Origin of the sequence: Rathayibacter sp. VKM Ac-2762 (assembly GCF_009866585.1) — a bacterium.
GTDB lineage: Bacteria > Actinomycetota > Actinomycetes > Actinomycetales > Microbacteriaceae > Rathayibacter.
In genome coordinates, this window is record NZ_CP047419.1 from 2,207,837 (window position 1) to 2,227,354 (window position 19,518).

The following is a 19,518-nucleotide window of genomic DNA, read 5'->3' on the forward strand; positions in this document are numbered from 1 at the left end:
GCGGCAGGCCTCGACGCGTCAGCCCCTCGCGTTGCGCGCCCGACCTCTCAGCCCGCCAACCTCGCCATCCACTCCTCCACCGCGTCGGGCGTGCGCGGCATCGCCGCCGAGAGCAGGATCGACGACGTCTCCGTCACGACGAGGTCGTCCTCGATCCGGATGCCCAGGCCCCGCAGCTCGGCGGGGACCGTCAGGTCGCCGGGCTGGAAGTAGAGGCCCGGTTCCACGGTGAGCGTGTGGCCGGCCGCGAGCACTCCGCCGAGGTACGTCTCGTGCGGAGCGTGGTTGCAGTCGTGCACGTCCATCCCGAGCATGTGCCCGGCGCGGGAGATGCTCCACCGGCGGTGGTACGACGCGGACGGGGCCATGGCCTCGTCGACCGAGCAGCGGATCAGGCCGAGGTCGATCAGCCCCTCGGTGAGGGCTCGCCCGCACGCGTCCTGGTAGTCCTGGAAGCGCACTCCCGCGCGCAGGGAGTCGATGCCGGTCTGCTGCGCGCGCAGCACGATCGAGTACACGTCGCGCTGCAGCGGAGTGAACTCTCCGCTGACCGGGAAGGTGCGGGTGATGTCGGCGGCGTAGAGCGAGGGCAGCTCGACGCCCATGTCCATCAGGACGAGGTCGCCGTCGGCGAGGGGCCCGGTGTTCCGCGTGTAGTGGAGGGTCGTGGCGTGCGCTCCCGAGGCGACGACCGATCCGTAGGCCGGCCCCTGTCCCTCGACCAGGGCGCGGCGGGCGAAGGTGCCCTCGAGGTAGCGCTCGCCGCGGGGCATCGCGCGGGCGACCTGCCACGCCTCGAGGCAGTCGTCGAATCCCCGCGTCGTGCCGTCGACGGCGAGCTGCAGCCGTCCGATCTCCCAGTCGTTCTTGATCAGGCGCAGCTCGTCGAGCGTCGCCTTGAGCACGAGATGCGGTCCGAGCTCCGGCCCGCAGATGCTCCGCACCAGCTCGTCGACGCTCTCGTCGAGGGTGGGCAGCACGCGGATGCGCCGGGCCCGCCGCGCGGCCCGCTCCACGTCGCGGGTGAAGTCGGCCAGCGGCCGGGTCTCGACGCCCAGCGCCGCCTGCGTCTCGGCGAGCGACGGCCGCGGTCCGACCCAGAGGTCGCCGAGGGCGTCGTTCTGCCAGAACTCGTCGCCGTCGCGGCCGGAGGGAGCCCGCAGGTACAGGATCGAGCCGGCCTCCCCTCCCGTCGTGTCGACGACGAGCACGCTCTCGGCGACTCCGTTGCCCGTCAGCCACACGTGGTCGGTGCCCGGGCGGAAGCGGTGGTCGCTGTCGTTCGAGCGCACCCGCGGCAGGCCGGCGGGGATGATCAGCAGCTCGGCGGGCAGCGCCTGCGCCAGTCGCGACCGGCGCTCCGCGGTGTAGGCGAGCACCGGCTCGTCGGGGTCGATCACCGGCTCCGGATCGGCCCAGCCGGCGGTCATGAACGCGCCGTCCCCGGGGAGCGGACTGCGGTTCACGGCCCTCGGCATGCTCCAGAGAGCGGACTCCTCGGCCCGGGCCTCCTCCACCGCGCTCACGCGCCCGTCCGCTCCAGCGCGTCGGGCAGCTCCTCGAGCCAGGCCGCCCGGTCGGCGTCGAGTGGAGCCAGCGGCAGCCGCCCCAGGCCGTCCGGCAGCGGGATCGCCGCGAGCAGCGCTCGCGTGTACGGATGCAGCGGGCTCTGCCACACCGTCTCGGTGTCCCCCGACTCCACGACCCGGCCGCGGTACATCACGAGCACCCGGTCGGCGATGCGCCGGACCACCGAGAGGTCGTGCGAGATGAACAGCATGCCCGCGCCGGCCTCGACGCTGAGCGAGCGCATCAGCGCGGCGACGCTCGTCTGGGTCGAGGCGTCGAGGGCCGAGATCGGCTCGTCGGCCACGAGCATCCGCGGCCGCGCCGCGAGGGCCCGCGCGATGGCGATGCGCTGCTTCTGCCCGCCGGAGAACTCGTGCGGGAACCGGCTCGCCATCGCCGGGTCGAGCCCGACGCGGCGCAGCCAGTCGGCCGGGTCCGAGCCCTCGGCTCCCCGGGCGAGAGCCGCCCGGACGCCGTCGCCGATCTGCTCGCCGATGCGGCGACGGGGGTTGAGCGAGGAGTTCGGATCCTGGAAGACCATCTGCACGCCGGTCATCGCCGGACTGCGCCGACGGAGTCCGAGCGCGGGGACGTCGACGCCGTTCAGGCGCACGTCGCCACCGCGGCGCTTCTCGATGCCGACCACGGCGCGCGCGAGGCTCGACTTTCCGCAGCCGCTCTCGCCGACCAGCGCCACGACCTCGCCGGCCGCCACCTGGAAGCCGACCCCGTCGACGGCACGCAGCGGCGGTCGCCGCCCGTACTCGACGACGATGCCATCGGCCTCGAGAACCACTCCCGCGCTCATCGCGCACCCCTCTCGACGTCGCCTTCCGCGGTCGCGCCCGGATCGTCCGCGGCGGCGGCCCTCTCGTGCCCCTCGACGAGCTCGGCGACCAGCTCCTCCGGGCTCTCCTCGAAGCTCGAGCCGGGCAGAGCCGCGAGCAGCGCCCGCGTGTACTCGTCCTCGGGCGCGGTGAAGAGCCGCTCCCGCGGAGCCGACTCGACGACGAGCCCCTGGCGCATCACCGTCACCTCGTCGGCCACAGCGCTCATCACGCCGAGATCGTGGGTGACGAGCAGGATGCTCAGCCCGCCGTCGTCGACCAGCTCCCGCAGCAGCTGCAGCACTCCGGCCTGCACGGTCACGTCGAGCGCGGTCGTCGGCTCGTCGGCGAGCAGCACGGAGGGCTCGCACGCGAGCGCCACCGCGATCGCGATACGCTGCCGCTGACCACCGGAGAACTGGTGGGGATAGCGCCCGACGGAGGCCCGGGCGTCCGGGACCCGCACCCGCTCGAGCAGGGCCTCGGCCCTGGACCGCGCGGCCTCCTTGCCGAGACCGAGGTGGTGGCGCAGGTGGTCGGTGAGCTGGCGGCCCACGGTGAGCTGCGGGTGCAGGCTCGTCGACGGGTCCTGGAAGACCATGGCGACCCGGCGTCCGCGCACCGCGCCGAGCACCTGCCGGGACGCGCCGACGAGCTCCGTCGTGCCGTCGCCGGTGTCGTCGGCGAGGCGGATGCTGCCGCTGGCCGTCATCGATCCGGGCAGCAGTCCGAGCACCGCCAGGGCGGTCATGGTCTTGCCCGAGCCCGACTCGCCGGCGAGACCGTGGATGCCGCCGCGGCGCAGCGCCAGATCGATGCCGTCGACGACGGCGTGGCTGCGGGTGCGGATGCGCAGCCCGCTGATGGTCAGTGCGTCGCTCACAGCGTGGCGCCTCCTCCGCGGATCGTCTGCGACCGCGGGTCCAGGGCGTCGCGCAGGGCGTCGCCGACGAAGTTGAACGCGATGACGACGGTGAGGATGGCCAGGCCCGGGAAGACCCCGATCCACCACGCGTCGAAGTTCTGGATGGCGTCCGACACCATCGAGCCCCACTCCGCGGTCGGTGGCTTCGCACCGAGCCCGAGGAACGACAGGCCCGACAGCAGGAGGATGGCCGTGCCGATGTCGAGGCTCGCCAGGACGAGCACCGGGCCGACGATGTTGGGCGCGATGTCGCGGACGAGGGAGCGCAGCGGCGAGAAGCCGAGCAGCTGTCCGGACACGACGTAGTTCGACGAGCGGAGGCCGAGCACGAGACCGCGGGTCAGCCGGGCGTAGGACGGCCACGACACGATCAGCGCCGCGAGCACCGCGTTCAGGAGCGACGCTCCGAGCGCGGCCGCGATCACCATCGCCAGGATGACCGTGGGGAACGCCATCACGAGGTCGGTGATGCGCATCGCGACCTCGTCGACCGCACGGCCGAAGAATCCGGCGACGGATCCGACGATCGCGCCGATCAGCACCGACATCACGACGAGCAGCAGGGCGAGCGGGATGGTGACCCGGGCACCCCAGATCACGCGCGAGAACACGTCCCGGCCGAGCGCGTCGGTCCCCATCAGCGTGCCCTCGCCGGGCGCCTGGAGGAGGGGCAGGTCCTGCGCGAGCGGATCGTGCGGGGCGATGACGGGGGCGAGCACGGCGATGAGGATCCAGAGCACGCCGACGGCAGCGCCGAGGAGTCCGAGCGGCGCCGACCAGCGGCCCAGGCGCAGGCGGGGGCGGCGCAGGCGGAGGCCGGGGGCGGCGACCGGGTCGAGCACTCCGGCACCGACGCCGTCGCGCGGACCGGCCGGAGCGCCGTCGCGCGGGTCGGACCGGGTGGTTCGCGGATCCGTCACGAGGCCAGCCTCACTCTCGGGTCGAGCACGCCGTACAGCAGGTCGACGATCAGGTTCACGAGCAGGTACATCACGCCGATGAGCAGACCGACGCCCATGATGCCGCGCAGGTCGAGGTGCGACGCGGCCTGGTAGGCGTAGGAGCCGATCCCGGGCCAGCCGAAGACCGCCTCGACGAGCACGGTGCCGCTGAGCAGGCTGCCGAAGGCGAGGCCCACGACGGTGAGGATCGGGATGCTCGCCCCGCGCAGCACGTAGGAGAAGGTGACCGCGCGGTTCGGCAGCCCCTTCGCGCGGGCGGCCCGCACGTAGTCCTGGTCGAGGATCTCGAGCACCGCGGTGCGCACGAACCGGGTCAGCAGGCCCACCGTGTAGAGGGTCAGGACGAGCACGGGGAGGAAGAGGTGCGACGCCGCGTCGAGGAAGGTATCGAGCTGGCCGGCGAGCAGGGCGTCGACCGTGTAGAGGCCCGTCACGGTCGGCGGCGTGGTGAAGTCGCTGCTCAGCCGGCCGGATCCCGGCGCGATCCGCAGCTGGAAGTAGAGGACGTAGTAGAGGACCAGCGCGAGCCAGAAGGTCGGCACGCTGAGGCCGGCCAGCGACACGACGCGCAGCACGTGGTCGGAGGCCCTGCCGCGCCGGTAGGCGGCGACGGTGCCGAACAGCACGCCGATGATCACGCTGAGCACGATGGCGCCGAAGGCGATCTCGAGGGTGGCCGGCAGCGCCTTCGCCAGGTCGGCGACCACCGGGTTGTGCGTGGTGGTGGAGACGCCGAGGTCGCCGTGCAGCAGGTTGCCGAGGTAGGTGAAGTACTGCACGACGAGGGGCTGGTCGAGACCGTACTGGGCGCGGAACTGCGCGACGATCTCCGGATCCTCCGCAGCGCGCTGGCCGAGGGCGGCCGCCACGGGGTCGCCCGGCACGAGGTTGGTCAGGATGAAGGTGACGAGGGTCACGCCCACCACCAGCAGCAGCGAGGTGAGCACGCGGCGGAGCGCGTAGCGGAGGAACGGGTGGGCCGCCCGGCCCCCGCGCTGACGCGGGGTCCGGACGGCCGTCGTGGTGGTGGACACGGGCTACTGCGCGGCGAGGGCCGCGATGTCGATGGTCCACACCGCGTTGTAGACGACACCCGAGACGTCCTTCGCCGCGGCGATGTTGTTGCCGGGCTGGAGCAGCGGGATGAAGGGGCCGTCGGCGTTCAGCGCGGTCTGCAGCTCCTCGAAGCGCGACTGGCGCTCGTCGTCGCTGCCGCCGGTGGCCGCGGCGTCGGCAAGCGCCGAGATCGCGGGGGCCGCACCGTCGGTCCAGCCGGAGCGGAGGCCCACGACGTCGCCCGGGGTGAAGACGAGGTAGTCGCTCGGGTCCGGGTAGTCCGGGCCCCAGTACCAGAGGCCCATGGTCTCGGTGCCGTTGCGGTAGGCGTCGAGCTCGGTGGCGACGGGGGCCGGGGCGAGCTCGACGGTGATGCCGGCGTCCTTCAGCTGCGACTGGATGCGCTGCGCGATGGTCGGGAAGTCGATGCCGTTCAGGCTGATGTCGCTCGGGAAGTTGAGCGTCACGGACTCGCCGGCGTAGCCGCTCTTCGCGAGGTCCGCCTTCGCGGCGTCGAGGTCCTGGGTGAGCGCGCCGCTCTCGGGCAGGGCACCGAGCAGCATGCTCGGGATGACGCCGGACGCCTGGGCGGTGCCGTTGCCGGCGATCGAGACGAGGTCGTCGTAGTCGACGGCCTCCTTCACGGCCTTCACGAAGTCGGGGTTCGACGTGATCGCCGAGACGCTCGGGTTCTGGTTGAGCAGCAGGAAGATCACGTTCGCCGACGGGTCGCTGGTCACCGCGACCGAGTCGCCGAGCGCCTCCGCCTGAGTGCCCGAGAGGTCCAGCGCCACATCGGCGCTGCCACCCTCGACGTTGATCTTCTGGGTCGCGCCCTCGACGTTCTGGATGACCACGCGGCCGTAGCCCGGGGCGTCGCCGTCGTAGTTCTCGTTCGCGGTCAGCACGACCTGCGAGGCGAGGTCGAGCGTGTCGAGCACGTACGGGCCGGAGCCGGCGGAGGTGGTGTTGAGGAACGTCTCGGCGGTGTCGGTCTCGTCGGTGGTGCCGCCGTTCTCCTTCACGACCTTCGAGTTCAGGATGCCGAGCGCCGGGTTCGCCAGGATCGCCGGCAGGGCGGGCGTCGGGTTCTCGGTCGTCAGCACCACCGTGGTGTCGTCCTTCTTCGTGACGGTGACGCCGTCGAGGAGGAACGAGGGGTTGCCCTTGAGGCCGATCACGCGCTGCAGCGAGAACACCACGTCGTCGGCGGTCATCGCGGTGCCGTCCGAGAAGGTGTGCTCGCCGTTCAGGGTGAGGGTGAAGGTCTTCGCGTCGTCGGACTGCTCGAGGCTCGCGAGGCCGTCGACGACCTGCGAGACGTCGCCGCCCTCGAAGGTGAGGAGGGTCTCGTAGAGCGCCTTGTCGACCATTTGGCCGGTCGGCTCGTACATGCGGCCCGGGTCGGCGGTCTTGAGGTCGAACGCCTTGTTGATGGTGAGCGTCGCGCTGCTGCCGTCGGCGGTGTCGACGCGGCCCGAGGAGCAGCCCGCCACGAGAAGGGCGAGCGAGACCGCCGCAGCGGCGATCACCACTCGCGTCGGGGCGGAGCGCGGGGTGCGGGTGGAGCGGACAACCATGGAGGCCTCCTGGCGAGGGTTCGGCTGGACGTGTTGCGAAACGATGGCACATCGCGACGCACTCCGTTTCCAGAGGGCCGCTATCGTGGACGAACTGCCGCCCGCAGCGATGAAGGAGTGGATTATGTCGATCACCGATCCGGCCGCCGGTGCGGTCGCTGGACAAAGCGCGGGCGGGCTCGACGACCTCAATCTGCGCATCCTCGCCGTCCTGCGCGAGAACGGGCGCATCTCGATGTCCGCCCTGGCCGAGCGGGTGAACGTCTCGCGGGCGAGCGTCTACAACCGGGTCGAGCAGCTCACCGCATCCGGCGTCATCACCGGGTTCTCGGCCCTGGTCGATCCGGGGAAGGTGGGGCTCGACGTCTGCGCCCTGGTGTTCGTGACGGTGCACCCGCAGTCGTGGCACCGGTTCCGCGAGGGCATCCTCCAGATGCCCGACGTCGAGTACTGCTGCATCACGACCGGCGAGCACGACGCGATGCTCCTGGTCCGCTCGCTCGACATCGGCGGCGTGCACGACTTCGTCACCGGCGTGGTCGCGGCCCGGCCCGAGGTGAAGTCGGTGGTCTCGGTCGTCGTGCTCGACGAGGTGGTGCGCAAGGCCTACCTGCTGCCCTCCGACATCCCCGACCGCTCCGGATCGACGAACCGGCTCGGCATGACGCGGTTCACCACCGCGGGGAACGGCCGCGACGCGGCGCGCTGAGCGTCAGACCTCGACGCAGATGCTGACGTGGTCGTCGCCGTCGATCTCGAACTCCTCGACGAGCCGCAGCAGGCCCTCGCCGTCGAGCTCGACGCGGCTGCCGCCGGTGCCGCTGACCACGGTCCCGCCGTCGAGCAGCTGGTGCACGAACGAGACCTGCAGCGCGTCGCCGGTGCGCGTGCCCACGAACCGGCCGAAGGTCACGGTGTCGCCGACGTAGTCGCCCCAGACCACTCCGTCGCGCTCGGAGTAGTGGAACCGCGACGGCGACTCCGGGTCGACCGCACTGTTGGTCGAGGAGGTCATCACGAACTCGCGGCCGTCGAGACTGGGGGCGGTGGTGGCGTCGTTCACGTCATGGAGTATGCCGGAGAGGTCGAGGTGTCCTGGCCGCACGCCGGTTTCGTCTCGTTCTTCGGGTCCGCGACCCCCGGGGCTGGACGAAAGCGCCATCTGCGGGTCTCTCGACGGTCCATTCGTCTGCGATCCTCCGCCGCCCGTCCCGATCCACCGAGCGACCCCGGGATCAGACGGGCGATGGCCGCGGACAGGCGGCTGCGAGGCGTCCGGACTTCCCTTGCCGCCTCGATACTCCATCGACTCGTCCGTGATCGGAAACTTTCCCGTACTCTCAGGACCCGTACGGGGAATGAACCGGGGGCTCATTCGCATCCGGTTCGAATTCGACATCTTGGGGGCGCAATGGATCCGCAGCAATCGGTGAACAGTGATCGCGCCGTGTGCGCCCACGCGAGGAGCGGCGGATGACCGGGTCGAGCACGACCGGCGCCGTGGTGAAGCGCCCCGAGTCGCGGGAGTGGATCGACTTCGCCAAGGGCATCGCGATCAGCCTCGTCGTGCTCTACCACTCGTCGTTGTTCCTCGGATTCTTCGACCTCGCGGGGTACGTCCCGAAGCTCCGGACCGTGCTCCTCTACTTCCCCATGCCCGTGTTCTTCTTCATCGCGGGCCTCACGGCCGCCCGGATGCTGACGTGGACGTTCGCCGAACTGTGGCGCCGCCGAGTGCTCGCGCTGGTGTACCTCTACCTGCTGTGGTCGTTCATCCGGGTCGTCTTCTACCTCATCGTCCCGTTCTCACGGTCGGAGGCGACCTCGCCGACGGACCCGCTCAACGTGCTGGTGCTCCCCATCCTGCCGTCGAGCAGCTACTGGTTCATCTGGGCTCTCGCGATCTTCAGCATCCTCGCCTGGCTGATCCGCAAGGTGCCCCGATGGATCCAGCTCTCGGTGGCCGGGCTGCTGGCCGTCGCGGCGACGACCACCGGCCTGCTGGACACCGACAACATCGGCTGGGACCGGGTGCTCCAGAACTTCATCTTCTTCCTCGTGGCGATGTTCATCCCCCGCACGTTCTACCGCTTCGCCGCTCGCGTGAAGCTCTGGCAGGCGCTCGCGCTCGCGGTGGCCTACCTCGGCATCATCGCGGTGATCGTCGCCTTCGACGCCAACCGCATCCCGGGCGTCATCCTGATCGCCAGTTCGGTCGCGATCATCGCGGGCATCGCCGGCTCCCAGTACCTCGTCAAGGTCCGCGCACTGAAGATCTTCGTCACCATGGGGCAGCAGAGCTTCCAGATCTACCTCCTGCACCTCTTCGTGATCGCTGTCGTCGTCGCGTTCATCCCCCTGCTCGGCGAGACGAATGTCCCGCCGGTCCCGGCGACGGTCTTCCCGGTCGCCCTGACGGTGTTCTCCCTCTGGGCGTCGCTGTTCATCTTCCAGTCGCTGCGGCGCTTCTCCTGGCTGTGGGTGAGCCCGTTCAGCACCGGCAAGTCCCAGAAGAAGCGCCTCGCCGCCAGGAATGCGAGATCAGCCGAGGTCCAGCCCACCGCGGTCGAGTCCGCAGCTCCTGTCGCCCCGGCCGATGAGCCCGCTGACGCGGGGACTGCGGGCAGACCGGAGAAGGACTGACCAGCGAACACCTCCCGGGCGACTCCCCGGGCGGCCCTTCTGCAGGCCCGAGTCGTCTCGGGCGCTGGTGAGTCCGCCTCAGACCGGGCCGGCCCGCGCTGCTCGGTCTCGGGCGAGCCGAGGGAGCAGTCGGACGAGGACGACCATGCCGACGAGTTCCACGAGGGTCTGCGTGACGACGACGACGGGCGCGAGCGACAGCGGTGCCGGGAGCGCGAGTGCGAGGGGCAGCACGACGAGCGAGTTGCGGGTCGCGCCGCTGAACACGAGGGCGCGCGTCGCGGGCACGTCGAGTCGGAAGACGCGTCCAGCACCCAGCCCCAGAGCGGTCATGACCACGAGGAATCCCGCGTAGAGCGGGACGAGAACGAGAAGCCGGCCGGCCGAGGCGCCCACGGCGCCGGACTGGGAGGCGACGACGGTGAAGAGCGTGGCCGTCATGAGCGGCACCATGAGCCCGAGCATCGTGGACTCGACGATCCGGCCGGACACGTGTCGGCGCGCCAGGGCCTGCACCAGCCCGGCCGCAGACAACGGCACCACGATCAGCAGCAGGAACGCCCGCGCGAACGGACCGGCGTCGACCACCGCCACCCCCGCAGGACCGATGAAGAGCAGCAGATACACGGGGAGGAGGAGGATCTGCGCGAGCATCAGCAGCGGTGCGGCGGCGAGCAGCCGGTCGGACGCCCCTCCGGCGAGCCCGGCGAACACGATCACGTAGTCGATGCACGGCGTCAGGAGCACCAGGAGGACCCCGAACAGCAGCAGCGGAGTGTCGGCGACGAATCGGGACAGCCCGTAGGCGACGAGCGGCACGACGACGAAGTTCAGCACCCCGACCGCGGCGAGGAAGCGGCCGTCGCGCAGAGACCGTCCGATCGCGGCGAACGGGACCCCGAGGAACGTGGCGAACAGCAGCAGCGCGAGCACCGGTTCGATCGCGACCTCGAGGTGGTGCGCGGCGGGCAGCAGCAGTCCGAGAGCGGCGCCGGCGGCGATCGCGGCGAGGTAGAGCGGGATCTGGCGGTGCTCGAGCCAGGCGACGAGCGCTCTCACGGCAGCAGGTCGGCGAGAAGGAGGGGCACGGGTGCAACGGTAGAGGTCCGAACCGCTTGAGGGTCGCTGCTCTGCCGCTCGTCGCGGCGGAGGGGCTTCTCCCTCGACCCCGCCCCGGTGAACGGTCCGGGCCGAGACCTTGGACGATACGGCCCAGCCAGGATCCGCTCCCGCACGGTCCTCCCCCGTGGGACGCGCGCCCAGGACAAGACGCCGTTGACAGCTCTTTCCCGCGTCACTCGACGGTCCTGCTCATAAGCTTTCGCAACTTCTGGCTTACAAGCGTGGGAAAGATACGAACGCATCATGTCGCATCAGGCGCGCAAGGCCCGAAGTGCTCCGAAGTATTGATACCTCGGCCACTTAGTGCTTTAATCCACATCGAACCGGTTCGATGATCTATGCAGCACTGTGCGGACAGGTTCGACCAATCGCTCGATCAATGGAGATACAGCAGATGAACAGATCCATCGCTCTACGCGAGACGCCTCCCACGGATGCGGATGAGCGGCGACTGCGCCGTCGGACCCGCGGGCGTCGTGTCCTCGCAGCAGTCGTCTCAGCGGCGGTCGTCGCAGCGGGGAGCGTCCTCGCCGTGGGCGCTCCCGCGGAGGCGGCACCCGGAGCCGCAGCCACGCTCGTCGTGGAGGCCGACCAGCCCTTCCGTCCCGTCACCCACATGGCCAGCGGCTCCCTGTACGGACTGGCGAGCGCCGGCGTCCCGTCCCTCGACAAGATCCTCCCCATCAAGCCGCACACCTTCGTGCAGAAGCCAGAGGGGGGCACACAGCAGCCGACCGGTGACGCCCTGTCGGTCGCCGACACCGCGAAGTCGGCCGGTGCGGGCGTCGTCGTCCGCCTGGTGGACTACCTGCCCGGCTGGCCCTATCGATACGACAAGGCCTCCTGGCTCCCGGCCGTCGAGAAGATGGTCGAGGACACCCAGGCGTCCGGCAAGACGAACATCGTCGCCTATGCCATCTGGAACGAGCCCGACATCACCTGGCAGGCGTCGAACGGCTCCTTCTTCGATCTCTGGACCGAGACCTACCGTCTGATCCGCACCCTCGACCCCGAGATGCCGATCCAGGGCCCCGCCTACTCCGACAACATCACGAACATGCGCGCGTTCTACGAGCACGCGAAGGCGACCGACACCCTCCCGGACGTCCTCGAGTGGCACGAGCTGATCCGCTCCTCGAAGATCAAGGGCGACGTCGAGAAGGTCCGGGCGATCCTCGACGACCTCGACCTCCCCGAGCCGCCCATCGACATCACCGAGTACGCGGCACCCGCCGAGGTCGGCCTGTCCGGCCCGCTGGTCGGGTACATCGCGAAGCTCGAGCGCTACGGGATCACCCGCGCCGAGCTCCCGTTCTGGAACCAGTCGGGCGCCCTGGGCGACCTCCTCACCGGACGGAACGGCGACCCCAACGGCGCGTACTGGCTCTACACCTGGTACGCCCAGATGACCGGCCAGATGGTGACCACCACGCCGCCGTCGAACGAGAGCCCGCTCGACGGCGCCGCCTCCGTCAGCGACGAGGGCGACGAAGTGCGCGTCATCGCCGGCGGCAACACCGGAGCCACGTCCATCAAGGTCAACGGGCTCGACGAGCTGTCGCTCGGCTCGAAGGTCGACGTCCAGGTGGACTTCACCGCCTCCTACGGCCGCACGGTGAAGACCGACGGCCCGGTCACCATCTCGAACACGACCTACGAGGTCGCCGCCGACGGATCGATCACGGTGCCCATCGTGATGAACCCGACCTACGGCTACCAGGTGATCGTCACCCCGGAGAAGAGCCCGACCAGCCTGGCGGGCGACTACACCGTGGGCAACGCGAACTCCGGTCTGCAGCTCGCCACGCAGGGCGGCGCGACCGCGAACGGGACGCCGGTCGTCCAGGCCGACTCCGCGACCGCGACCGGACAGGCGTGGAGGATCACGGCAGCGGGCCAGGGCCTCTACCGCGTCATCCACACGCCCAGCGGACGCGCCCTGACCATCGCCGGCGCCGCGACGTCCAACGGAGCAGCCGCGGTGATCGCCGACGCGAACGGCGGAGACGAGCAGCTCTGGCAGCTCATCCCCGACGGGAAGGGGAAGGTCCGCCTCGCGAACTACGCGACGGGCAAGACGCTCGGCGTCCTCAACCTGAGCAAGGACGCGGGCGCTGCGGTCATCCAGTGGTCCGACGGCGCACCGACCTCCAACTGCCAGGTCAGCGGAGCCCGCCAGCCGGGCAGGTTCGGCACAGCACTGGACTTCTGCAAGACGGCGTCGTACGGGTCGCTCCCCAGCGGAATCGTCAGCGGACTCACCGGCGACTGGTCGGTCTCGACCTGGATCAAGCCGGCGTCGCTGACGAACTACTCCCGCGTCTTCGACTTCGGCACGGGCCAGAACGTCAACATGTTCCTCACCCTCAACGCCGGGGGCGCCGGACCGCGGTTCGCCATCACGAACACCGGCGCCGGGGGCGAGCAGCGACTGACCTACGGCGGTCAGAACTTCCCGCTCAACCAGTGGTCGAACGTGGTCGTCACCGTCTCGGGCACGCAGGGCACGATGTACCTCAACGGCACGGTCGTCGCCACGAACCCGAACATGACGGTGAAGCCGTCGGCTCTCGGGAACACCAACCGGAACTACCTGGGCAAGTCGCAGTACGGGGACCCGGCCTACGACGGCGCGATCGACGACTTCGCCGTCTACGACCGGGCGCTGTCCGCGGCCGACGTGGCCGCTCTGGCCGGCGGCCGGGCCGCGGCGGGCACCGTCGCGCAGTACGCGTTCGACGAGGCGTCCGGAGCCGCGCTCCAGGACTCCTCGGGGAACAACCGGAACGGGACCATCGTGCTCGGAACCGACGGAGCCACCACCAGCACCGCGACCGACGCCCAGACCGCCGACCGGTTCTGGACGCTCACGCCGGTCGCCGTCGCCGACACGACCAAGCCGGCGGTCACGCTGGTGTCGCCCACCACGGCGGGCCCCTTCTCCGCACTGGCCGTCCAGGTCGACGCGACGGACGACCGCGGACTGAAGCGCATCGTGGCCAACATCTACAAGGACGGCAAGCTCGTCAAGAGCACGCAGTCCCCGGTCGCCGGTGGAGCGAGGACCGGATCGCACTCGGCCACGGTGCAGCTGCCCGACGGGAACTACACCGTCAAGTACAACGCGGAGGATCTCGCGGGCAACATCGCGCCCACGAAGACCTTCGCGGTGACGCTGGACAGCACGGCGCCGACGGCCACGGTCAAGACCGAGCCCTCCTTCACCACCGGTGAGAAGGGCGTCTACGACCAGGTGAGCTTCAAGCTGTACGACGCGGGCAGGATCGACAGGGCGGTCATCAACGGTCGCGTGAAGGATCTCACCGACAACGCGTGGTCCGACGTGAACTTCATCAAGCCGGGCGTCTTCGGCGCGGTCAAGGGTGCCAACACCATGGTCGTCCACGACGTCGCCGGGAACACCACCACCGTCCAGTTCACCCTGAACTGACCCGGACCTCGAGGCGCCCCGTATCCGTACGGGGCGCCTCGAGCGTGTGCGGGGCATGCCACGGCAGGCTGGGCGCAGGCGGGGCGCCCCCCACCCGGACCGGCAGCGGCCCCTGGATGCAGGAGCATGAGGTGCGACCGCCGCGTGCTCTCCTGCACCTGAGCGGAGAGCCGGCAGCAGTCCGACCGGTCCTCGCCGTCCGACAGCCTCCGAGGAGAACGACAGTGGCCACCATCGCAGACGTCGCCCGCGAAGCGGGCGTCTCCCGCAGCACCGCGTCCTACGCGTTCTCGGGCAACCGCCCGATCTCGGCCGAGGTGCGCCGGCGAGTGCTCGCCGCGGCTCGTCGCCTGGAGTTCACACCCAACGCGGGCGCGCGATCGCTGGCGACCTCGCAGACCCGGGTCATCGGCCTGCTGGCGCAGTTCCTCGAGGACGAGTTCGCCCCCGCGATGCTGCAGTACACCCTCGGCGTCTCGAACATGGCCCGCGAGCTCGGATACGACATCCTGCTGGTCACCGACGCCGACGGCACGAGCGCCCTGCGACGCATCAGCGACTCGCGCATGGTCGACGGGATCGTCCTGCTCAACGTCGCCGTGGACGATCCGCGGCTGGACATCCTGCGCAACGCCCGGCAGCCGGGCGCCCTCGTCGGCCTGCCGAGGGACTGCTCCGGCGTCGACGTCTTCGACCTCGACTTCGAGGAGGCCGGTCGCGCGATGATCGAGCACTTCCACGCCCTCGGGCATCGGGAGCTCGTGCTCGTGTCCCCGCCCCAGCACGTCGTCGATCGCGGCGGTGCCTACGTCTGGCGCCTGCAGGACGCCGCTCTCGAGGCCGCCGACGCCCACGGCATCCGGCTGCACACGTCGTTCGCGCCCTCCACCCAGCCGGACGTCGGCCGGGCGCTCGGAGACCTGCTCGACGCGCACCCTCGGGCGACGGGCCTGCTCGTCAACAACGAGGCGGCCGCAGCGGCACTTCCGAGCGTTCTGGGAGCGCGGAGCACGAGGAGCCCGGAGGACGTCTCCGTGCTCGGCCGGTTCTCGGAGGAGTTCGCGCGCACCTTCTCGCTCCCCTACTCCTTCGTGGAGAGCGCACCCGACCGGCTCGGGAGCATGGCGGTGCGTCAGCTCGTCCGCCGGATCGAAGGCGCGACCGACACCGAGGAGGCGTACGTCGTGCGCCTCCTCGGCCCTGAGATCGTCGAACGCGGCAGCACGGCGCCTCCGCGTCCGACTCCCGCGGCCTGAGCGGACGACCTCCCCCGGGGGCCCTCCATCCACCCGGGACCACGACCACGAGGCGCACGACGGTGGCCTTCGCCGCCGCTGCTGTCGTGACGGCAGCCGCCGGAATCACCCGCCGCCAGAAGTCGCCGAATGATCGGCTGTCGGCACGGTCGTCCGGTTCGTAGTGTCGGACGTATGGATCCGCGACCGCTTCCCGCCGTCGGCGCCCCGGCCACCCGTGCGCTCGAGGACGCGGGCGTGCGCGATGTGGACGACGTGAGGCGGGTGGGCCTCGACCGTCTCGCAACCCTCCACGGAGTCGGGCCGAAGGCGCTCCGGCTCCTCCAGCAGGCCCTCGACGCAGACGATCCCGCTCCGTAGCGATCCCTTCCCCGCACGGTCGCCTCGACCCAGAATGGTCGGAGGCTCGGCGCGCCGGTTCCCGGGGGCGATCCGACCGCGGAGGCGGCCGCCGGGGGAACGGTGGTCGGATGGACCAGGAGGCGCGATGAGGATCATGCTCGTGATGCGGTCGGACGGCAGCTACGCCGGGGGCGATGCGCCCGAGGACTACGCGGCCTGGGCGGACTACGACGCGTCGCTGAAGGCGGACGGCGTCCTCGTCGACTCCGGACGCTTCGCCGACGCCTCCGGGGACGTCTCCGTCGAGACGGATCTGACCGCGGCGCGAAGAGAAGGCGGCACTCCGGCCCCGTCCCGAGCGGAGGAGCGGTCAGCCCTCGTCGGCTACTACCTGCTCGACTGCCCGACCCGGGACGACGCCGTGCGGTACGCCCGACGCGCCCCCCTCTACGGCTCGGTCGAGGTTCACGAGCAGGCGCAGTACTGAGCCCAGCGCTGCGGCCGCTCGCGGCGGCCCCGGGCGGATGATGGTCGGGTGAACCGCACCGATCGTCTCTACGGGATCGTCGAGGAGCTGCGGGCGGTCTCGCCCCGGCCGCGGAGCGCGCGCCGTCTCGCCGAGCGGTTCGAGGTGTCGGTGCGGACCATCGAGCGGGACCTGTCCGCGCTGCAGCAGGCGGGTCTGCCGATCTGGGCGGAGCCCGGCCGCACGGGCGGCTACGTCATCGACGCGTCCGCGACCCTCGGTCCGGCCGGGTTCACGGTGGAGGAGGCCGTCGCGGTGCTGATCGGCCTCAGCGCGCTGCAGCGCAGTCCGTTCCGGCAGGCAGCCAGGACCGCTGCCCGGAAGACGCTCGCGGTCCTGCCGGACGACGTGGCCGCCCGCGCCGGCGCGGTCGCGTCCCGGGTGCACTTCCTCGAGAGCGAGGAGGAGGCGGTCGTCCCGGCGGAGTTCGGGACGGCCCTCCGAGCGGATCGTGTCGTCCGGCTGCGCTACCGCGACAGCAGCGGCGCGGAGTCGGTCCGCGACGTCGAACCGCTCGGCTCGATCGGGAAGGAGGAGCACTGGTACCTGATCGCGTGGTGCCGGCTGCGGGAGGGGGTCCGGGCGTTCCGCGGCGACCGGATGCTGTCGGTCGAGGTGACCGACGAGCGGCCTCCGCTGCGCACCCTGCGAGCCGAGGACCTCGCGCTCCAGTACGGACGGCTGCGGTCCGTCGTCGACGACTGACCCGCTCCGGGGACGGCCGCCGCGGACCTCGCGGAGTCGCGGACGATCTGCGGAAACACCGACAGGACGGTGTCGCGACGACCGGCGAGCCTGGTGCCATCACCTCATCCCCGCCCCTGAAGGAGCCCCATGTCGTTCACCTCCATCCGCATCGTCACCGACGACCTCGACGGCCTCGTCGCCTTCTACGAGCAGGTCGTCGGCCGACCGGCCGAGCGCCCGGCGCCGGTCTTCGCGCAGTTCACGGGAGCGGGTGCGACCCTCGCGATCGCCCGCACCTCGACGGTCGCGATGCTCGACGGCGCCGTCGTCCCCGCGTCGAACCGCTCCGTCCTGCTCGAGTTCGAGGTGGCCGACGTCGACCGCGCCTTCGCCGAGCTCGCACCCCGGAGCGAGGACGTGGTGCTCCCGCCGAGCACCATGCCGTGGGGCAACCGCTCCACCCTCGTCCGCGACCCGGACGGGAACGTCGTCAATCTGTTCAGCAGGCCCGCCGGCTGATCGGGCGCACTCCGTCGGTCCGAGCACGCCCATGCCTGGCCGGTGGGACCCGACGGGGATCGCGGAGACCACCGGGGATCCTCTCTCGCGACGCGATCCTCCCGAGCGGGCGTGGCGTCGGGCCGAGCGCGACCGGTCTGCGGTTCGCAGGCGGGAGCACGGCGACTCCGTCCAGCGTGACGTCCCGACCGCACTCCGACCGGCGAGACGGCCACCCGCCGCCGGTGTCCTCGGCGGTACCCTCGCGGCATGACCTTCGTGAACGTCGGCACCCTCGGGGCCGTCCCCGGCAGACGCGACGAGCTCGTCGCCGTCCTCACCGAGCACAACGACGACCTCGTCGACGCCGGCTGCCTGCTCTACGAGGTCGGGGTCGACGACGAGCAGCCCGACACCGTCTTCGTCGTCGAGCTGTGGGAGAGCGCCGAGGCGCATCGGGCCTCCCTCGCCCTCCCCCGGGTTCAGGCCGCGATCGCGACGGCGCGCCCGCTGCTCAGCGGCGCCTTCGGCGGCTACCGCTTCGACGCAGCAGGCTCTCCCCTCCGGAGCTGACTCGCGCCGAAGGCCTGCCGGCCGTCGGCACAGGCCGACCTGGAGTGAGCGGGCCGTCCGTCAACGGAAGACCTCTTCCTCTCCCGCCACCCCGACACCTCGAAGCGGAGCACCGTGATCAGCACGTTCCTCGTCGACCACGCCGCGCTCGTCCCGATCGCCTTCTGGATCGCGGTCGCGGTGGTCACGGCGATCGCCTGGCTGCTGCACCGGCGCGGCGCGGAAAGGTCTCTTCTCGTCCTCGCCGCGCTCGCCTTCGTCGTGGGGATCGCGCTGACCGTGTATCCGCCCGACGGGACGCCGCGGGTCTTCTGCACCGTGCAGTTCTCGGTGCCGTTCGACGGCATCGACACCCTCGCGAACATCGCGCTCCTGCTCCCCGGGGCCCTGCTGCTCGCGGTCGCGGTCGGCCGGCCCCTGCTCGTCGCCGCCGCCGTCTCCGGCCTGTCCGCCCTGATCGAGCTGGTCCAGGCGGGCGTTCCGGCGATCGGCCGCTCCTGCGACACGAACGACTGGTTCATGAACACCATCGGCGCAGTCCTCGCCGCGTTCCTCGCCGCCCTGATCCTCAGAGGGGAGAAGCGGCGCGGGCGTCGGCGCATGTCCCGCTGACACCGCCTGTCACGTCGCCCTGCTCTCGGCCGGGTGTCTCGGCGGCCGACATCAGCACGGGTACGTCGATCCACGTTCCTGTGACGCGGATCGCGAGGCGCCACCCCTCACAGCGCCGCCGGAGGGACGGGTGGCGGGTCCGGCTCGGTGAACGCGGCTGCGCGTCGATCGAGGGGCGTCGGCATCCGCCGGCGCCTCCGTTCCTCCGGCGCCGGGATGGTCCGGTCGCGGAGGCGGGTGGCGTTCGCGACGACGAGAGCCGCGAGGCCGGGATCCACAGCCCCGGGGAGCGAGAAGGCGGCGATCACCTCGTCGAGCGCCGCGCGGGATCGGGCGGTGCTGTCGTCTGCTCGGGACATGGCTGCTCGGTTCGGCGAGGAGAAGCCCTCTCCGTCCGACAACGAGGTCCAGGTCGTCCGGCAGAGGGTTCGTGCACCTCCGCGGCGCGGTGCGGCGCCCCACCGTACGCCCTCCACCGACGCACCGGTAGAGGCGTTCGGAGGCATTCGGGGCGGGTCCTCACCGTCGACTCCTCGATATCGACCGATCCCGTTCCGGGCACCTCCTTCGGCGTACAGTCCGAGCATGACCGCACCCCTCGCGATCCCGGCTCGTGCCGACGGCGACGCTGATCGAAGCGCCCAGCCGGCGACGGTCGGGACATCCACACGGCACGACCTGCTCGCGCAGGCGAGCGAGGGGGCCGACCGCGAGATCCGATTCCGGGCCTCCTTCGACACCGACCCCTCCTCCTCCACGGCCTGGGCGGATGCGGCCGCCGTCGCATGGCGCGGTGCCGCATCCAGCGCCGGGGAGGAGAAGGACCTCGACCGCTGGAACGACGAAGGCGGGTCCGATCCCTTCTGAGAAGTCGTCCCCCACGACCGCG

At 71.1% G+C, this 19,518-nt stretch carries 20 protein-coding genes; 11 read left to right on the forward strand and 9 right to left on the reverse strand.

Features of this window, described 5'->3' with window-relative positions:
• Nucleotides 1-47: 47 nt before the first annotated feature.
• From GTU71_RS10400 to GTU71_RS10425, 6 genes are read right to left on the reverse strand one after another with little or no spacing between them, the layout of a single operon-like run.
• On the reverse strand, nt 48-1,526 hold the full coding sequence (locus GTU71_RS10400) for an aminopeptidase P family protein (RefSeq protein WP_208543575.1): 1,479 nt from the start codon (nt 1,524-1,526) through the stop codon (nt 48-50).
• Nucleotides 1,523-2,377: an ATP-binding cassette domain-containing protein gene (locus GTU71_RS10405; RefSeq protein ID WP_159939958.1), complete on the reverse strand. Its 855-nt coding sequence runs from the start codon at nt 2,375-2,377 to the stop codon at nt 1,523-1,525. Before GTU71_RS10405 ends, GTU71_RS10400 begins: the two co-directional genes overlap by 4 nt.
• The gene (locus GTU71_RS10410; RefSeq protein ID WP_159939960.1) at nt 2,374-3,279 is read right to left on the reverse strand and encodes an ABC transporter ATP-binding protein; all 906 of its coding nucleotides are present in this window, start codon (nt 3,277-3,279) and stop codon (nt 2,374-2,376) included. The genes GTU71_RS10405 and GTU71_RS10410 overlap by 4 nt, the downstream gene beginning before the upstream one ends.
• Nucleotides 3,276-4,241, reverse strand: coding sequence for an ABC transporter permease (locus tag GTU71_RS10415; RefSeq protein ID WP_244230527.1), 966 nt, complete (start codon nt 4,239-4,241; stop codon nt 3,276-3,278). The genes GTU71_RS10410 and GTU71_RS10415 overlap by 4 nt, the downstream gene beginning before the upstream one ends.
• Nucleotides 4,238-5,317 (reverse strand): ABC transporter permease, encoded by a 1,080-nt coding sequence (locus GTU71_RS10420; RefSeq protein ID WP_104223257.1) that lies wholly within the window; start codon nt 5,315-5,317, stop codon nt 4,238-4,240. The genes GTU71_RS10415 and GTU71_RS10420 overlap by 4 nt, the downstream gene beginning before the upstream one ends.
• A gap of 3 nt (nt 5,318-5,320) precedes the next feature.
• Nucleotides 5,321-6,919, reverse strand: coding sequence for an ABC transporter substrate-binding protein (locus GTU71_RS10425; protein WP_104291804.1), 1,599 nt, complete (start codon nt 6,917-6,919; stop codon nt 5,321-5,323).
• A 124-nt stretch (nt 6,920-7,043) separates the two neighbouring features.
• Between GTU71_RS10425 and GTU71_RS10430 the strand changes: the two genes are divergently transcribed.
• Entirely contained in the window at nt 7,044-7,628 is a 585-nt protein-coding gene (locus GTU71_RS10430; RefSeq protein ID WP_104223259.1) for an Lrp/AsnC family transcriptional regulator, read from the forward strand.
• A 3-nt stretch (nt 7,629-7,631) separates the two neighbouring features.
• On the opposite strand, the gene GTU71_RS10435 is transcribed toward GTU71_RS10430, so the two are convergent.
• Nucleotides 7,632-7,982, reverse strand: coding sequence for a hypothetical protein (locus tag GTU71_RS10435; protein WP_244229563.1), 351 nt, complete (start codon nt 7,980-7,982; stop codon nt 7,632-7,634).
• A 410-nt stretch (nt 7,983-8,392) separates the two neighbouring features.
• Here GTU71_RS10435 and GTU71_RS10440 point away from each other — a divergent pair, with 410 nt between their 5' ends.
• The gene (locus GTU71_RS10440) at nt 8,393-9,562 is read left to right on the forward strand and encodes an acyltransferase (protein WP_159939962.1); all 1,170 of its coding nucleotides are present in this window, start codon (nt 8,393-8,395) and stop codon (nt 9,560-9,562) included.
• A gap of 78 nt (nt 9,563-9,640) precedes the next feature.
• On the opposite strand, the gene GTU71_RS10445 is transcribed toward GTU71_RS10440, so the two are convergent.
• Nucleotides 9,641-10,621 (reverse strand): bile acid:sodium symporter, encoded by a 981-nt coding sequence (locus GTU71_RS10445; RefSeq protein ID WP_159939964.1) that lies wholly within the window; start codon nt 10,619-10,621, stop codon nt 9,641-9,643.
• Nucleotides 10,622-11,216: 595 nt separating this feature from the next.
• Here GTU71_RS10445 and GTU71_RS10450 point away from each other — a divergent pair.
• The 8 genes from GTU71_RS10450 to GTU71_RS10485 all read left to right on the forward strand — a co-directional run bounded on the left by GTU71_RS10450 (nt 11,217) and on the right by GTU71_RS10485 (nt 18,629).
• The gene (locus GTU71_RS10450) at nt 11,217-14,135 is read left to right on the forward strand and encodes a LamG-like jellyroll fold domain-containing protein (RefSeq protein ID WP_208543576.1); all 2,919 of its coding nucleotides are present in this window, start codon (nt 11,217-11,219) and stop codon (nt 14,133-14,135) included.
• A gap of 224 nt (nt 14,136-14,359) precedes the next feature.
• Nucleotides 14,360-15,391, forward strand: a complete 1,032-nt coding sequence (locus GTU71_RS10455; RefSeq protein ID WP_208543577.1) for a LacI family DNA-binding transcriptional regulator — start codon at nt 14,360-14,362, stop codon at nt 15,389-15,391.
• Between the two features lie 174 nt (nt 15,392-15,565).
• A complete protein-coding gene (locus GTU71_RS10460; protein WP_159939970.1) occupies nt 15,566-15,751 on the forward strand; it encodes a DNA-binding protein in 186 nt (61 codons plus the stop codon).
• Nucleotides 15,752-15,878: 127 nt separating this feature from the next.
• Nucleotides 15,879-16,220, forward strand: coding sequence for a YciI family protein (locus GTU71_RS10465; protein ID WP_159939972.1), 342 nt, complete (start codon nt 15,879-15,881; stop codon nt 16,218-16,220).
• 48 nt (nt 16,221-16,268) lie between these two features.
• Nucleotides 16,269-16,964 (forward strand): YafY family protein, encoded by a 696-nt coding sequence (locus tag GTU71_RS10470; protein WP_159939974.1) that lies wholly within the window; start codon nt 16,269-16,271, stop codon nt 16,962-16,964.
• Between the two features lie 129 nt (nt 16,965-17,093).
• Complete coding sequence (locus tag GTU71_RS10475; RefSeq protein WP_104268969.1) at nt 17,094-17,465, forward strand: VOC family protein; 372 nt, start codon at nt 17,094-17,096, stop codon at nt 17,463-17,465.
• A 249-nt stretch (nt 17,466-17,714) separates the two neighbouring features.
• Nucleotides 17,715-18,017 (forward strand): putative quinol monooxygenase, encoded by a 303-nt coding sequence (locus tag GTU71_RS10480; protein WP_104226533.1) that lies wholly within the window; start codon nt 17,715-17,717, stop codon nt 18,015-18,017.
• Nucleotides 18,018-18,131: 114 nt separating this feature from the next.
• Nucleotides 18,132-18,629, forward strand: coding sequence for a VanZ family protein (locus tag GTU71_RS10485; RefSeq protein WP_104268970.1), 498 nt, complete (start codon nt 18,132-18,134; stop codon nt 18,627-18,629).
• Between the two features lie 107 nt (nt 18,630-18,736).
• Here the strand turns inward: GTU71_RS10485 and GTU71_RS10490 are convergent, their stop codons facing one another.
• Nucleotides 18,737-18,988 (reverse strand): hypothetical protein, encoded by a 252-nt coding sequence (locus GTU71_RS10490; RefSeq protein WP_159939976.1) that lies wholly within the window; start codon nt 18,986-18,988, stop codon nt 18,737-18,739.
• A gap of 226 nt (nt 18,989-19,214) precedes the next feature.
• Here GTU71_RS10490 and GTU71_RS10495 point away from each other — a divergent pair, with 226 nt between their 5' ends.
• Entirely contained in the window at nt 19,215-19,496 is a 282-nt protein-coding gene (locus tag GTU71_RS10495; protein WP_104283983.1) for a hypothetical protein, read from the forward strand.
• Nucleotides 19,497-19,518: the final 22 nt, after the last annotated feature.